The sequence below is a fragment of the Acidisoma sp. PAMC 29798 genome, from assembly GCF_030252425.1.
Classification (GTDB): Bacteria; Pseudomonadota; Alphaproteobacteria; order Acetobacterales; family Acetobacteraceae; genus Acidisoma; species Acidisoma cladoniae.
Window position 1 is genome coordinate 72,728 of sequence record NZ_CP126995.1, and the last position, 14,402, is coordinate 87,129.

Genomic DNA, 14,402 nt, shown 5'->3' on the forward strand with positions numbered 1-14,402 from the left:
AAGTTTCCGCCAAACGGGTCCTCCTCAATCTGCGTGCTGCTCGAGTGCATGAAGGGGCAGCATGCGCGCGCGGAGCAATTCGACCCCGGCGCTGCCGTACATGGCCCGCTTGAGTGTCTTCAAACGATTGATCTGGCCCTCCGTTTGGCCATTGCTCCAGGCCTCGGTGATTGCATTGCGAACAGCTGCGAGGTCGTGACGCAATGATCGAGCGAAGCGCCGGAGGCAATAGAGTCCGGATTGATCGGCGTCGTGCATCCAAGCGTCGAGCTTTACCGTGTCATTTCCACGCAGGATGCCACGGAATCGCATCGCCAACGCACGCATCGTCGCGAATATTGACGACGTGATCTCGAACGCGTCCACTTTGGCTGCCCGGGACTTGGTCAGCATTCCTCGTGGCTTGATGCACAGGGCGGCGGCCACAATCGGCGAGACCAAGTGCCCCGTGGAGGAATCGGTCAGTATGCCCGTCGTTCCATCCGGTGCGGCTACGATTGCTGGATGGCCTGCGCGGCGCCATTGCGTCAGCAGGCGCTCAAGCTGCGATAAACTGCCGGTAAAGCCGAGACGTGTGACCTCTGGCAGTAGATCCCGGCCCGAGGTGCATCCCTCTGCGTATCGCTGCGACAAATAAGCTTGAAATCTTCTCGGCGTCGTCGCCTTTGCCGCCATGACGTTGCGCGCCGGCAATTCCTCAAGCGGCGCCCACTTCGTAACAGTGCGCCAGTTAAAGCCGGTTTCCTGCATGATCGCCCGAACTCCTTTACCAGCAGCCTGCAGGACTTTGACCCGATCAAACATATTTTTACGAACAGAAAGCCTACCTTCCTGGGCAAGCTGGCGATGTTCCGCCGGCGCCTGCTGCTGCCCGTGACCGCCGCCATAGATCGGTGTCGTGAGCAAGTTGGTGTCCGCCATCGCCGGTTGCCGGGTCGGCCTAGGGGCACGGCTAAGTTGCTGCTCAATCGTCTCGCGCAAATTTTGCAACAGATGGAAGCGGTCGGCGACCTGCAGCGCTCTCGGCGCACCCTGGCGCGCGCCCTCCGCATAAAGGCCGGCACGATCCCGGCTAACGACCTCTACCTCGGGGTGCCTCTTGAACCAAATCGCGGTCGACGCTGCCGACCGGTCCACCAGTATGTCGACGACCTCTCGTCGCTCCAGATCCACAACGATCGTTCCGTAGCTGCAGCCCTTGCGCCAGCTCCAGTCATCAATGCCCGCCACCCGAATTAGCGTCGCCCCGCCACGCTCCGCCTGGTGGCGTTTGAGATGCCGCAGAATAGTATCGTCACTCTGTGGGAGGCCAAGACGCTTCATCAGCCGCTCAGCCGGCCGTCCCCCAGCAGAATGGCCGACCACATGGGCCAATTCGCTTACTCGACAGGTCCGCCTGGCAAAAGGTTGGGCGATCGGAAGAATAAGATCGGAAAACGTCTGTCGCTCACAGCTTTTGTTGTGGCACCGCCATCGATTCAACGTGACGCTGAGCGCTACGGCTGCGCCTTGAGCCGGCAAGTCTTGCAGGTGTCGCACATACCGACTGTGACGAGAGGTTGATAATGACCCGCACCCCGGACATCTTCCGGAACCTCGTCCCAAGGCCTTCACTATCCAACTACCATTAAGGTTCTTGGCGTCCAACACCTCAATACCGGGGCCGGGTGCCCACCTCGTCAAGTTTTTCATGAGTAATCAATGAGAGTGCCCCGTCTGAATGCCAACTTGGCACCTGCACGCAGATTGAGGAGGACCCCATTTTCCGCAATCGCATGGCGTGCCGCGGGTCGATGACCGACGCGTGATCAGCGGCATAATCTTCGTGATCCGCAATGGCCTACGTTGGCGCGACGCTCCGAAGGACTACGGCCCTCACAAGACAATCTATAACCGGTTCATCCGCTGGAGCCGCCTCGGCGTCTTCAACCGCATCTTCGCGGCGCTGGCGGCCAAGGGCGGCAAGCCTGATCGGTTGATGATCGATGCCACCCATCTGAAGGCGCATCGGACGGCTGCCAGTCTTTTAAAAAAGGGCCTGTTCCCCGACGTATCGGGCGCACCAAAGGCGGCCTGAACTCGAAACTCCACGCTGTCTGCGACGGCCAAGGACGGCCGCTGGTCATGCTGCTCAGCGAAGGCCAAATGAGCGATTATAAGGGCGCGGCGCTCATGATTGACGCGCTCCCCAAGGCCAAAGCCTTGTTGGGCGATAGAGGTTACGATGCCGACTGGTTCCGCCAAGCCCTGACAACACGCGGCATCACGCCGTGCATCCCGTCCAAAGCCAACCGCAAAGTCCCGATCCCGCACGACCGAACCCTCTATCGCCAGCGTCATCGTATCGAGAACATGTTCGGCAGGCTCAAGGATTGGCGGCGCATCCACACTCGCTACGATCGCTGCGCCCACACCTTCATGTCGGCGATCTGCATCGCCGCCGCCGTCATCTTCTGCCTCTGATCAATGAGTCCTGAGCCTAGGTAGAGAACGGTATTCGCGATCTTGGTATGACCAAGCAGGATCTGGCACGGCGCGCAAATTGGCGGTTGCTTTGTAGATGATCGACGCTTTGGTGCGGCGCAGCGAGTGGGTGCCATACTTCTCTCGGCGAAGACCAACGCCAACGACCCACTCGTCGACGAGCCGGGCATATTGCCGAGTGCTGAGATGATCGGCATGGTTGATGCGGCTCGGGAAGACATAGTCACCCATCGTGCCGCCCCGTCGTTCCAGCCAGACAAGTAGGCTCGCTCATGCGTCTGCCAGCAACTCGAACTGAACTGGCCGGCCTGTCTTCTGCTGCACGACGATGGCGCGAGTGCGGATTTGGCCGCCTATGACCAAATTCCCAATTTTAATCTTGACCACATCGCAACCACGCAGCTTGCTGTCGATCGCCAAGTCGAACAACGCCCGATCACGTAGGCGTCCATGCTGGTCAAGTAAGAAGCGGATGGCCCAAACCTGTCTGGGCTTCAGCGCCCGCTTCGCGCCAACTTTCCGTCCAGCGTTCCACGCACGTCGATCGGACGCCGCGGGATCGAATTCCGAATTACCCATGATTGCCCTCCAACGGCCGAAATGGCCAGAGAAGAAGATGCGGCGGTACATTGTCAGTGACCCTGGTATGGCGACTGTCAACCAATAGCTGACCTCAGCGACGCATCTGGGGGAGCTGCCGCGTCGGGTCAGCGGCGAAGCTTTAGGTTCACGACGTGGGGCTGCGACCCGTGGTAACGGTAGTAGTCTGCAACGCGGTCGTTCAATTCGTCATAGGGCGCGTCTTCCAAAACGGGGTTCTCCATATCGGGGGTCGAGTAGCAGCGGAACCGAAAATGCATTTCGCCAAGGCTTCATCGCCCAGCAGCGCTCGGCGGCTGTTTACGCCGCTTACGGGGCTAAGAAGCAGCGGAACGGAAAACCTATGTAATGGCCATGTGCGCCACCAGCGCGTCGATGAAGACCCGTACTTTGGCCGATAGGCTACGGTGACTTGGGTAGATCGCGTGGACGTCCACGCTGCCTGGCTCCAACTCGGCTAAAACTCGTACCAGCTCGCCTCGGGCGATTGCGCTGCGGGCCATGAAGTCCGGCAGGCGGCCGATGCCTGCGCCGCCTGCGAGCACCACTTGGGTTGGTGCCGGATCCGGCACGGCCAGGCGTGGATGGATGTCGATCTCCTCCGTCTCGCCACCGAGCGTTCGGAACGTCCATCGGGTTCTTCCCTCGACCCTGCCAACCAGATCGTGGCTACTGAGATCCTCGACTGACGCCGGCGTGCCTCGGGCGGCGAGATAGGCCGGGCTGGCGCAAGCCCACAATTCCATCGTGGCCAGGCGGCGTGCGATGAGACCGGACGCGGACAGGGGGCCGATACGGATGAAGAGATCGGCTTGCTTAGCCAAAACATCGACCTGCCGGTTGTCGACGTCGAGCGTCACCAAGACCTCGGGATAGCGCCCCAGGAACGCTGGCAGCATCGGCGCGACCAGTGCGAGCGCGAAGGCATAGGGCGCGTTGATCCGCAGGGTGCCGCGCGGCACGCCGGCGAAACTACCGAGCGCGGTCTCCGCCTCGTCGACGTCATTGAGAATTCGCAGAGCGTGGGGGTGGAACAGCGCACCGGCATCGGTCAGGCGCAAGTGACGGGTGGATCTTTCCACCAGCACGACGCCGACCTCCGCCTCCAGCCGGGCCAGTGATCGGCTGACGGAGGATTTCGGCGCCTTCAGCGCACGCGCCGCGGCCGATACGCTTTGAAGGTCGGCGATCCGGACGAAGGCCCGCACGTCAATCAGATCCAGCATGGTTCTACCGTTCCAGAATAGGAACGCGGTGTCCAGGATCGTAGGGCTAATCCCGCCTCGGGAACACCTTAGGTTATTACCAGGCCGACGTGTGCGGCATCTAGGAGTTCCATGTCTCAGACAGTCTTGGTTGCCGGAGCCACCGGCATGCTCGGTGGCCGCATCGCTCATCATTTGCTGGCCGAACCGGATGCGACGGTGCGTCTTCTAGTACGCCCCGGGGCATAGGATGACCCAGCCAAGACGGTGTTGCTCTCGCCGCTCCTGGCTAGAGGGGCGAAGATCATCCAGGGCAACCTTGCCGACTCCGCTAGCCTGGACCGGGCGACTATGGGCGTCGACGTCATCGTCTCCGCGGTTCAAGGCGGTCCGGATGTCATCCACGATGGCCAGCTTGCCCTGCTCGAAGCGGCCAAGAAGAACGGCGTGCGTCGCATCCTGCCGTCGGACTTCGCGCTCGACCTGTTTGAAACCCCGAACGGGGAGCACCCGCCTTTTGACCTGCGCCGGGCCGCGGACCAGGCAATCGCGGCGAGCGGGCTGGAACACGTGCACGTCCTCAACGGCGTCTTCATGGACGTGTTCCTCAGTCCGAGATCCATGTTCGACCGGCATCATGCGACGGCTCGCCTCTGGGGGGACGGCCAGGAGTGGTTCGGCGCAACGAGCGTCGATGACACCGCACGGTATGCGGCCCGAGCTGCGCTCGACCGGGGCCTGCCTAGCGGCAAGTTCGCCGTCGCCGGCCAAGTGCTGTCGTTCGACGACGTGGCGTCCGCGTTCGAGCAGGCCACCGGCCAGGCCTTCACGCGCGAACGCCTTGGCTCGGTCACCGATCTGCGGGCGTTCATCGCCGGCCAGCGCGCCCACGATCCCATGGCGGCCACCATCGGTACCTACGTGCTCTACATGCTGACCGAGCCGGCGGCGCTGCGCGATCTGCAAAACGGCCGCTACCCCGACATCCACCCCTGCAGCTTCGCCCAGTTCCTCGAGCGTGCCCTCACGCCCGCCGGGGCGAGCCGCGCGTGAGCACGCTGCTTCAACCACGAGGACCGCACGCTATGACCGACAGACTGCTGCTCATCACCGGAGCGACCGGCAACCAGGGCGGCGCGTCAGCGCGGGCCTTGCTGAAGGAAGGCGGCTGGAAGCTCCGCGCCCTGGTGCGTGACCCGGCCTCGGACCGGGCCAAGGCCCTCGCGGCCCAAGGCGTGGAGCTGGCCAAGGGCGACCTCGACGATGAAGCCTCGATCAGCGCGGCGCTACAGGGCGTATACGGTGTCCACAGCGTTCAAACCCCGATGAAGATCGGGGCGGCGGGAGAGGAGCGGCAGGGCAAGCTGCTGGCGTCGGCCGCGGCCAAGGCCGGGGTCAAACATTTCATCTACTCGTCGGCTGGCGGCGCCGAGAGGAACTCCGGCGTCCCGCACTTCGAGAGCAAGTGGCGGGTCGAGCAGCATATCCAGGCGCTCGAGCTGCCGGCGACCATCCTGCGTCCCGTCGCGTTCATGGACAATTTTGCCACGTTCGCGTTCCGCAACACCATGCTGTCCATGTGGAAGACCTATCTGCGGGATAGCGAGACGATGCAGTTGGTCGCCGTCAGCGACATCGGCTGGTTCGTGGCCCGTGCGTTCGCTGAGCCCGACCGTTACATCGGCCAGGCGATCGAACTCGCGGGAGACAGCGCCACCCGGCCACAGGCGGTTCGACTGCTCAAGGGCGCCGGCCGCACACCGGCCCTCTCGTTCCGCATCCCGAAGCTACTGCTGCGCCGGATGCCCGATGAGTTTACCATCATGATGACCTGGATGGCGCGCGACGGCTTCAAAGCCGACATTCCGGCTGCGCGCGCGACCCATCCCGGCATGCAGACGTTCGAAGGCTGGGCGACGAACGGTTCACCCTGACGCCCTCGGGGGGCCGGCACATCAGGCGCCTCTGCGAGCGAGCCCCTTCACGAACCGTTGCAACGTCATGTCGATGAGCCGATCGGTCTCGAGTTGCGTCTCCCGTGCCGCCAAGCCGTCGATCGCAAGCAGGGTGAAGCCGTGAACGAGCGACCACGCTGACACCACGGCCACCGCGACCGCATCTTCATCGTCAGAAGCGACATCGAAGCTGCCGTCGCGCGACCCCCGGATGATAATCTCGCGCAGGACGGCTCGCGCCGCCTCTGCCGCTTGGCGGACAGGCTCCGGGAGTTGCCCATCAACGGTAAGGGCCTGGCCCCACATTAGCCGGTAGCGCGCGACGTGCCCGAGGCCAAACATGACGTAGGCCCTGCCGATCGCCAGCAGCGCCTCCTCTGCGGTCCGGCACCCGGCGGCGGCCCCCGTGGTCGCGGCTTGCAGGCTTTCATAGGCGCGCACCCCGATCGCGGCCAGGAGGGCGCCCTTGTCCTGGAAGTGGGCGTAGGGGGCGTTGTGGCTGACGCCGGCCCGGCGTGCCACTTCCCGTAGGGAGAAGTCCGAGAGCTGGGTCTCCTCAGCCAGGGCCAATGCCGCATCGACCAGCGCGCGGCGCAGATCGCCGTGGTGATAGGTCATGGACATTTCGTCAGACACGTCATGCGGACTTGAGTGCCTTTCTATCTTGACAGTGTCAACTCAGCCTTTAATCTGGTCAGTGCCAACATAGGGCTCGGACCTTCCTGAGGTCTGTCGCCTTCATCAGCAGATTAAGGAGATCACCATGGGCATGAAGCGGATCATCGACGGCGCCTACCTCGTGCCGCTGGGCCAGGCCAACACCGTGCTGCTCGATGCCGGCCCCGAACTCGTGCTGGTCGACGCCGGGTTCCCCGGTAAGGCCACGCTGGTGTTGGACGCGATCCGGCAGCTCGGGCGTGACCCGCGCGACCTCCGGCACCTGGTGTTCACGCACGTCCATCCCGACCACATCGGCAGCGCGGCCGAGATCGTCCGGCAGACTGGCGCCACCACCTACATGCATGCAGCCGACGCTCCCTTCGCCGAGATGGGTGGGCCCTTTCGTGCCATGACGGCACCGCCCAATGCGTTGTTGAAGGTCATGAACCGCCTCGTCTGGCATCAGCAGGAGCGGATGGAGCCGTTCAAGATCGACCGGTACCTGATCGATGGCGAGACGCTGCCGCTTGTAGGCGGGCTGCAGGTCGTCCACACGCCCGGCCACTGCGCCGGACAGGTGGCCTTGCTGTGGCAGGGCGAGCGGCTGCTGATTGCGGGCGATGTCGGCATGAACGTCGTCGGGCTCAGTGATCCCGTCGGCTTCGAGGACATCGACGAAGGACGCCGCAGCCAGCGCAAGGTCGCCAGACTTCGCTTCGACGCGGCCGTATTTGGGCATGGCGCGATGATCCGCTCCGGCGCGGCTGAACGTGTCCGCTCCAAATGGGCAAGGGTTTAGGCTTTGGCAGCCGGGTTTTCCCGGCATATTGTGGCGCGAATGTTATTGTGCCTCGATCATGTACAGCTTGATCGTCATGACAAAGATGAACGACGTCGATCCGCAGTCCTGGCTGGTCGACATACTGGTCCCGACTGCGGAAGATCCGGTGCAACGCCTCGATGGTCTAGTGCCACGGCAGGGCCGCAAAATTAAATGGCTGGGCCGGATGCACATCATTTCGGGACAGGCGATCTCGTACCCAGAAACAGGCAAGAGTCGTTGCCTGCGCCTGTGTGTATCACGCAATAGCCTTTCGAATTGGGCTGATAGTTGGCGGGGAATTGGCCGTGAAGGGGATCGTCGGGAAAGAACCAATGGCCTCTGATCTCAAGCCTTAGCTCGTCGCCCTTGCGGAAACGGGTGGCATGCGGACGTAACGCGATTTCGACCCGCACGATCTCACCCGGGCGTAACGGTTCGGCCTTGCAATGCCGATGAACGGGCTGCGCCTCCGTCGAGAGATCGACATCCAGCTCGCGATGCGCAGCGCGCTGCCAGCCCTTGGAGACCATGTCGCCCGCAAAGCCGTAGGACCCCTCGAAAACAGTCTCCACTCCCGACCGGAATTTTCGGACGCCGGCATAGAGGAACACATCGTCCGTCCCCTTAACCTCGACGTTCAGGACCAGCGCCATTGGGCCGATCACATCCAGATCCTCGGGCACCGTCCAACGCAGCGACAGGACGCCGCGCGCCGCATCGAAGCCGGCGGACCCGGCCGCAACCGGTGTCGATTGATCCGCGAGGGTAGCCGATCGTGCATCGAGCCGGAGCTTGCGCCAGACCAGGTCCGCTGGGGGCCAAGCTGTCTCGTGGACGACCGCGACAGGATCGGGGCCGGCCTCCGTGATCGCCAGGCGGACGGCCGGGTCGTCGTCCCAGCCGTTGTCGATGCCCTTGAGCGTGCAATCGAAGAAGCGGAGGCGGGCCTCCGCAGCGTCCGCGCCGTAGTATGCGCACCATTTTCCGTCGCGGTGGGTATAGACTTTCTTGCGACGTGAGCCGGCGCGGCGGAATACTTCGAACGATCCCCGCGTATGCAGCGAATGGTCGGAGAAGCTGGCGCATACGAGCATCGGCACCTCGATCCGCTCGAGGTCCGGGGTGAGCGACTCGTACCAAGCGTCGCGCTCGGGCCGTTTGACGATTTCTTCGCGCAGCGCGGTGGTGACGCGTGCCGATCTCCCGGTCAGCTTGCTCCAGAGCTTGCTGAATCCGTCCTCTCGAACGCCGCCGGGGTAGGCGAAGTCGCGATACAGATCGCTGAAGCCCTCCCACGGGCAGATCGCGGTCAGTGACGGCGGACGCAGCGCCGCGACCTTGTATTGGCTGATCGCCAGGTAGGACACGCCGTCCAACCCGACCCGGCCGCTCGACCAGTCCTGTGCGCCGACCCACTCGATCAGGTCGTAGTAGTCTTCGGCCTCCGCATCGGAGAACAGCGCGCCGACCCCGTCCGACGTGCCGCCCCCACGGAGGTCGGCGTTGACCACCGCGTAGCCGTGCCGGGTCCAGAACGCCGGGTCCGGGGCCTCCCAGCTGGTGAGCGCGGAGATCGTCATCTTGCGAGGCTGCGGCACCAGCCGAGCCTGAAGGTTCGGACTGCGACCGCTCCAGGTCTTGGCGGGAATCTTGTCCTTGCCGTAGGGATGGGCGGACATGATGACGGGAAACGGGCCCGGGCCGCTCGGCCTGAACACGTTGACCCGCAGCACGGTGCCATCCCGCACCGGGACCGGCACATTCCACTGGATGTCGATGTCGGCGGGCGCCGGCGTGATCTTCGTGCTGGGCCGCAGCGTACCCCGGAGCAGCCGAAGCGCCATTTTGCCGATCATGGCGCCACGTGGAACTGGGGCAGCGCCGGCGGCGTGACGGCGCGCTCCGCATGCGGAACGGGCGGCACCCAGTTGTAGGGCACGGCCTGGGCGCGATAGATCCAGTTGGATTGGGCTTTCCCACGGAGGAGCTGAGGCACCAGCGGCGCCGTGCCGGAATAGGGCGAGACATACTCCCATACGATCTCGCCGCCCGACGTCACCTGGAACAAGCGGCCGTCGATTCCCTCGTCGATCAACGTGTTGCCGTTCGGCAGGCGCTGCACGCTGCCGATGAAAGGCGTCCAGAACGCCCAGTTCGCCTGACCGCTGTAGTATGCCTCGTACTCCCACACGATCCGTGTGCTGACGGGGTCGATCTCGAGCACCCGCGAGCCGCTGGTGATCTGCATCTTGGCCGGCGGGTATCCGGCCTCGCCCTGGTTATCGAGCAACAAGATGTTGCCCGCCCCCGGCAGGCCTTGCGCGATCATATGCGGGTCGTGCTGGCCGACGATCTGGTCGACCGGGCGCGGCGTCGTCTCCGGCTTGTAGTCGGAGCCTCGGGGTGGATAGTCGGGGCCCAGGTGCCAGACGATGGCGCCGGTCTGCTTGTCGACGATCGCGACGATGTTGGCATCGCGGGAGCTGATCATGATGTTGTCTGGCGCGAACCGCTCGTCGCCGTGCTCGGCCCAGTGGTTCGGGCCCAGCACCGCCATGGCGTTCAGATGGAGGTAGTCCACCTCCGTCGTCTGCCGCAGGAGCGCCAACTGTTCCGGCGAGAAGCCGAGCTGATCGAGATGGTCGGAGGTGCGCCAGGTCCACACCGTCTTGCCGACTTGATCGACCTGGTAGATCACGTCGTCGGTCATCTTGCGGTCGCCGAAACCCGGCAGCGTCTTGGCGTCGCTCGAAAGGATCAACGTGTCGCCGTTCTCGAGCCGCGCCCAATCATGGTGCTGCAGGGCGTTTCCGGTCGGGGCCTGATCACCCCACTGCCACAGTACCTTGTCGTTCCAGTCGACATAGCCGAACGTCTTGTCATTGAACTGCGCCGGCCCGCCTGGGATGACGCCGGTGGCGCCGTCCATGAAAAAGCCCGCGATCAGCGAGATCGACGCCAACTGCGTGCCGAGGACGCCCTTTTGGCCGCCCATGAGTTTGGGATCGACGATCTTGGACGGGAAGCCCGGCCGGTCCCATGTATGGACGACGGTGCCGTCCATGTCGATAAGATAGACGACCTGATCGGGACCGTTAAAGAGAACGAAGCCGTTTTGGGCCTTGGCCGGATCATAGACCGTGACCCCGGTGGGATAGACACTTGGGCTTGCCTTCGCCGGGTTGATGGACAGGATCGGCAGAGCGAGTGCCACCAAGCACCGACGCCATCCGTTGGTGGTTCTCATTGGCGGGAAAGCGCCTGGTCGCCGCTACCGGCGAAGGAGACCGTGACCTGCTTCGGGTAGACCCACATCGCACCGGTCACGGCATCGATCGGGTAGCCGAGCGGATATTCCACGATCGACCAATCCGAATAGGTCGATGCGATCGTCTGGGTCACCGGTGCGCGACCCGGCGCGTTGCAGGCCACATGGATGTCTTTCTTGCTCTTGGAAACCGACACGCTGCCCGGGGTCTGAACGGTCGCGTTCACGCCGTCACCGCCGGTCAGCGTGCACGTCGCGGCCGACACGCCCGGCGTGCTGATCGCGATCTGCTGGCCTGTCCCAGTGACGATGGTCGAGCACGCATCGAGGCAAAGGCAGGCCAGCGGTAGGGCGAGCATGGCAGGGCGTCGTGATTTAGACATTGTGAGCTCCGTGAGTGATAAGATGCCTCATAGTTTATATGTAAACCGTGTATTGCAAGGCGGCTTGCCACACGAGATCGCGATGGTCATTTCACGGCGAGGAGGGGAGTATCGATGGCGAGAGTTGTGCGGGGTGCCCATCCGACGTTGCAGAGCGTCCTGGAGACCAGCTCGATCCGTGGACCGGAGAATTCGGTTGGGTTCTGGCTATGGCGCCTTTCGCTGATGTATCAGCGCCGAGTTGAGCCCGTGCTGGATGAGGTCGACCTGACTCATCTGCAGTTCCTGATCCTCGTGCTGTCCGCCTGGTTACAGAACAGCGCGCCGCCCGTTCGGCAATCCGACATCGTGGCCATCAGCGGCGTGCAAGCTGCGCAGGTATCGCTGATGGTGAAATCCATGAAGGCAAAGAAGCTGCTGACGCAACGGACAGACAAGGACGACACCCGGGTTCGGCACATTGAGTTGACGAAAGCTGGCATCGCCGCGCTGGCGCGGGCCACACCGGTGATGGGTGACCTGCAGCGTCAGTTGTGGCCGCCGGGTCCTGAGACGGACGCTTTGCTACGCTCGATGCAGGCGACCGCGGAGCGGTGGAAGGCCGTCAAACCGTAGCGCCACGACGAACCCGCGTCGTGTAATCGCCTTGGAGAACAATTATCTGCTCATCCCGGCACCGGGCTGCCCTGTTCCGACGCTATTACGGGAAACGGGTAAAGTCCGCTGTCCACAGATCTCGTTGAAAATTTCATTTGGCAGTTTTGTCACCATTTCTGGACGAAATCGCAACGACGTCTACAAGCTTCGACAATCGCTTAGCCATTCCGATAGGCAACCAATTACGATGTGAGAGCGCCGCTCCGGACGTTTGAACACAATCCACCCCAAGCGACTTAGCCCCAATAAGGTATACCCCAGCGGCACGTCAGCACGGAACACATCCTCCGTGCCATTAGGGTTGCTTTGAGTATTCTGGGACACTAGCGTTTTATGGTCTAGACCCTTTCGGAACAGAATGGCTTCATACGGCTACGCACGCGTCAGTACTATCGACCAGGACCTCACGATCCAGCGTGCCGCCCTAAAGGCTGTTGGCTGCAGTGTCGTTCGCGCCGAGAAGGCCAGCGGTTCCCGCCGTGACGGGCGAACCGAGCTGCAGGTGCTGCTCGACTTCGTGCAACCAGGCGACACCCTGGTTGTGACCCGCATCGATCGTCTGGTTCTGTCAGGTGTCGCGCCGGCATTCTGAAGTTCTACGCGGCACGCACGAGGGTCTACGCGTTCTGCATGATGTTGAGCGCAATGGAGGTTGCTTTGGCGAAGCGGGCGCGGCGCAGAGAGGCGGAGACGATCTGGTTGTGACGGCGACGGGGGCGAAGAAGATTGCGGAGTTCCCCGTGTTCTCGGCAGAAACGCTCGGCAGCGTCATGGTTCTTGAAGCCACGCATACATCGGATCCTGCCCTTGATCCCGCGATGGTCCTGTTCAAGGCGATTATTCAGATAGACACTAGACCGTTGCTGCACGGTCTTGCCCAGCACGATGCGGATCGCTCTCGGGTAGGAGCCATGACCGTCTGTCGTAACCCGGTCCGGCCGAATGCCCATGGTCGCCCGCGCCGAGCGGAAGAAGGCCTTGGCCGCCTGCATGTCGCGATGCTCGCTCAGCATCGCGTCGATCAAGTTTCCGTCCCGGTCGATTGCCCGGTAGAGGTAGCACCACCGGCCGCGGACCTTCAGATAGGTTTCGTCAACATACCAGCTGACGCCGGCTGCGCGCCGGGTCCCGTGACGCCGTTTGCGCAGCGCGTTACCCATGATGGGCAACAGCTTTACCTCCCAGTCGCGGACAGTCTCGTGGCTTATCTCGATCCCGCGCAGCGCCATAATCTCGCTCAGGTCCCGCAGCGTCAGCCGGTAGCGCAGCCGGCAGAACACCACGAAGGCGATGATGTCGCTCGGCAGGCAACTCCGGTTCAGCACCCCACCGCTGCGCTCGTTGAACTGCCGTCCGCAATCGCGGCATCGGTATCGCCGGTAGCCTCGTGCCGTGACCTCCCGGCGTTCATTTACCGCCGACGAGCCACAGCCAACGCAATCCATTCCCGGCGCCCCTACCTATCGTCCAACGCTCAGTTTACCCGTTTGGTGAAGGCATCCAAACCTTCCCCGTCGTGGCGCGAGGACTGACAGAACCGGCTAGCTGAGCCCCTGCTTCGACATACGCGCCAGGTCATCGACATCCTGCAGGCGCTTGGGCATGCCGCAGGTGGCAAACCCGCTGAGCGCATCCTATCAAGGCTCGGTCTTCAGGCCAGCGATGATACCGTTTTGAACCATCTCAAACGTCGCGCCCGCGCCAGATCACCGCGAGCCTCGCTCCGAGTGGTCGGGATCGACAACTGGTCCTGGACGGAGGGGCAGACGTATGGAACGATCATGGTGGACCTGAAGCGGCGACGCGTGGTGGACATCCTGCCAGACCGAAGCTCGACCAGCACCGCAGCGTGGCTGCGTGCGTATCCGGGAGTCGAAGTCGTCAGCCGTGACCGTCATGGTCTTTATGCCGAGGGGGCGCGTGATGGTGCCCCGCAAGCGGTCCAGGTTGCCGACCGCTTCCACCTGCTGCAGAATCTGCACGAGCGGATCGAGCAGCAGTTGGGCCGCTTGGGCAGACCACTTCGACGGGGCGCCTCCGTCGCGGCCGAAGCGGCAGATACCAGGGCCGGTCTCCACGGCGTGCGGGAAGACCTGTTTGCGCAGATTCGTGCCCTCTACGACGCCGGAAGACTGCAACGACTATTTGCGAGGAACCCGGCCTCAGCCGTCGACGCGTGGACCGCTGGGTGAGGCTCGAGCAACTGCCATCGCGTAACGCAATCGCCAGGTCACCGCGTTCACCGGGACACTTCCACGACTACCTGGCTCGTCGCTGGAAAGAGGGTTGCACACTCGCGACCCGCCTGTTCACTGAGATCAAGGGTCTCGGGTACACGGGATGCTGCACGCATTTGGCACGTCTTTT

Annotated in this window: 12 protein-coding genes and 4 pseudogenes; 8 read left to right on the forward strand and 8 right to left on the reverse strand. The window is 63.1% G+C overall.

Features of this window, described 5'->3' with window-relative positions; all coding sequences use genetic code 11:
• Positions 1–24: 24 nt before the first annotated feature.
• Complete coding sequence (locus QP803_RS22120) at positions 25–1,692, reverse strand: ISL3 family transposase (protein ID WP_284948142.1); 1,668 nt, start codon at positions 1,690–1,692, stop codon at positions 25–27.
• Positions 1,693–1,756: 64 nt separating this feature from the next.
• On the opposite strand from QP803_RS22120, the pseudogene QP803_RS22125 reads away from it, so the two are divergent.
• A pseudogene (locus tag QP803_RS22125) lies at positions 1,757–2,463 on the forward strand (IS5 family transposase); the annotation flags it as partial.
• On the opposite strand, the pseudogene QP803_RS22130 reads toward QP803_RS22125, so the two are convergent.
• Both QP803_RS22130 and QP803_RS22135 read right to left on the reverse strand, forming a co-directional pair.
• A pseudogene (locus QP803_RS22130) lies at positions 2,394–3,063 on the reverse strand (tyrosine-type recombinase/integrase). The pseudogenes QP803_RS22125 and QP803_RS22130 sit on opposite strands and share 70 nt — an antisense overlap.
• Before the next feature lie 362 nt (positions 3,064–3,425).
• The gene (locus QP803_RS22135; RefSeq protein ID WP_284948143.1) at positions 3,426–4,310 is read right to left on the reverse strand and encodes a LysR family transcriptional regulator; all 885 of its coding nucleotides are present in this window, start codon (positions 4,308–4,310) and stop codon (positions 3,426–3,428) included.
• Between the two features lie 246 nt (positions 4,311–4,556).
• Here QP803_RS22135 and QP803_RS22140 point away from each other — a divergent pair, with 246 nt between their 5' ends.
• Both QP803_RS22140 and QP803_RS22145 read left to right on the forward strand, forming a co-directional pair.
• Entirely contained in the window at positions 4,557–5,342 is a 786-nt protein-coding gene (locus tag QP803_RS22140; RefSeq protein WP_284948144.1) for an NmrA family NAD(P)-binding protein, read from the forward strand.
• A 32-nt stretch (positions 5,343–5,374) separates the two neighbouring features.
• Entirely contained in the window at positions 5,375–6,223 is an 849-nt protein-coding gene (locus QP803_RS22145) for an NmrA/HSCARG family protein (RefSeq protein WP_284948145.1), read from the forward strand.
• A gap of 21 nt (positions 6,224–6,244) precedes the next feature.
• On the opposite strand, the gene QP803_RS22150 is transcribed toward QP803_RS22145, so the two are convergent.
• Complete coding sequence (locus QP803_RS22150; protein ID WP_284948146.1) at positions 6,245–6,862, reverse strand: TetR/AcrR family transcriptional regulator; 618 nt, start codon at positions 6,860–6,862, stop codon at positions 6,245–6,247.
• A 151-nt stretch (positions 6,863–7,013) separates the two neighbouring features.
• Between QP803_RS22150 and QP803_RS22155 the strand changes: the two genes are divergently transcribed.
• Together QP803_RS22155 and QP803_RS22160 are read left to right on the forward strand one after the other, a co-directional pair.
• Positions 7,014–7,703, forward strand: a complete 690-nt coding sequence (locus QP803_RS22155) for an MBL fold metallo-hydrolase (RefSeq protein ID WP_284948147.1) — start codon at positions 7,014–7,016, stop codon at positions 7,701–7,703.
• A 49-nt stretch (positions 7,704–7,752) separates the two neighbouring features.
• A pseudogene (locus QP803_RS22160) lies at positions 7,753–7,878 on the forward strand (transposase domain-containing protein); the annotation flags it as partial.
• Positions 7,879–7,918: 40 nt separating this feature from the next.
• Here the strand turns inward: QP803_RS22160 and QP803_RS22165 are convergent.
• From QP803_RS22165 to QP803_RS22175, 3 genes are read right to left on the reverse strand one after another with little or no spacing between them, the layout of a single operon-like run.
• Positions 7,919–9,583 (reverse strand): CocE/NonD family hydrolase, encoded by a 1,665-nt coding sequence (locus QP803_RS22165; protein ID WP_284948148.1) that lies wholly within the window; start codon positions 9,581–9,583, stop codon positions 7,919–7,921.
• Positions 9,580–10,944 (reverse strand): arylsulfotransferase family protein, encoded by a 1,365-nt coding sequence (locus QP803_RS22170; protein ID WP_284948149.1) that lies wholly within the window; start codon positions 10,942–10,944, stop codon positions 9,580–9,582. The genes QP803_RS22165 and QP803_RS22170 overlap by 4 nt, the downstream gene beginning before the upstream one ends.
• 26 nt (positions 10,945–10,970) lie before the next feature.
• Positions 10,971–11,378, reverse strand: a complete 408-nt coding sequence (locus QP803_RS22175) for a hypothetical protein (protein WP_284948150.1) — start codon at positions 11,376–11,378, stop codon at positions 10,971–10,973.
• A 249-nt stretch (positions 11,379–11,627) separates the two neighbouring features.
• On the opposite strand from QP803_RS22175, the gene QP803_RS22180 reads away from it, so the two are divergent.
• Together QP803_RS22180 and QP803_RS22185 are read left to right on the forward strand one after the other, a co-directional pair.
• Complete coding sequence (locus tag QP803_RS22180) at positions 11,628–11,993, forward strand: MarR family winged helix-turn-helix transcriptional regulator (RefSeq protein ID WP_284948151.1); 366 nt, start codon at positions 11,628–11,630, stop codon at positions 11,991–11,993.
• A gap of 400 nt (positions 11,994–12,393) precedes the next feature.
• A pseudogene (locus QP803_RS22185) lies at positions 12,394–12,606 on the forward strand (recombinase family protein); the annotation flags it as partial.
• A gap of 46 nt (positions 12,607–12,652) precedes the next feature.
• On the opposite strand, the gene QP803_RS22190 reads toward QP803_RS22185, so the two are convergent.
• On the reverse strand, positions 12,653–13,480 hold the full coding sequence (locus QP803_RS22190; RefSeq protein WP_434082934.1) for an IS6 family transposase: 828 nt from the start codon (positions 13,478–13,480) through the stop codon (positions 12,653–12,655).
• A 282-nt stretch (positions 13,481–13,762) separates the two neighbouring features.
• On the opposite strand from QP803_RS22190, the gene QP803_RS22195 reads away from it, so the two are divergent.
• Positions 13,763–14,227, forward strand: a complete 465-nt coding sequence (locus QP803_RS22195) for a transposase (protein WP_284948168.1) — start codon at positions 13,763–13,765, stop codon at positions 14,225–14,227.
• Positions 14,228–14,402: the final 175 nt, after the last annotated feature.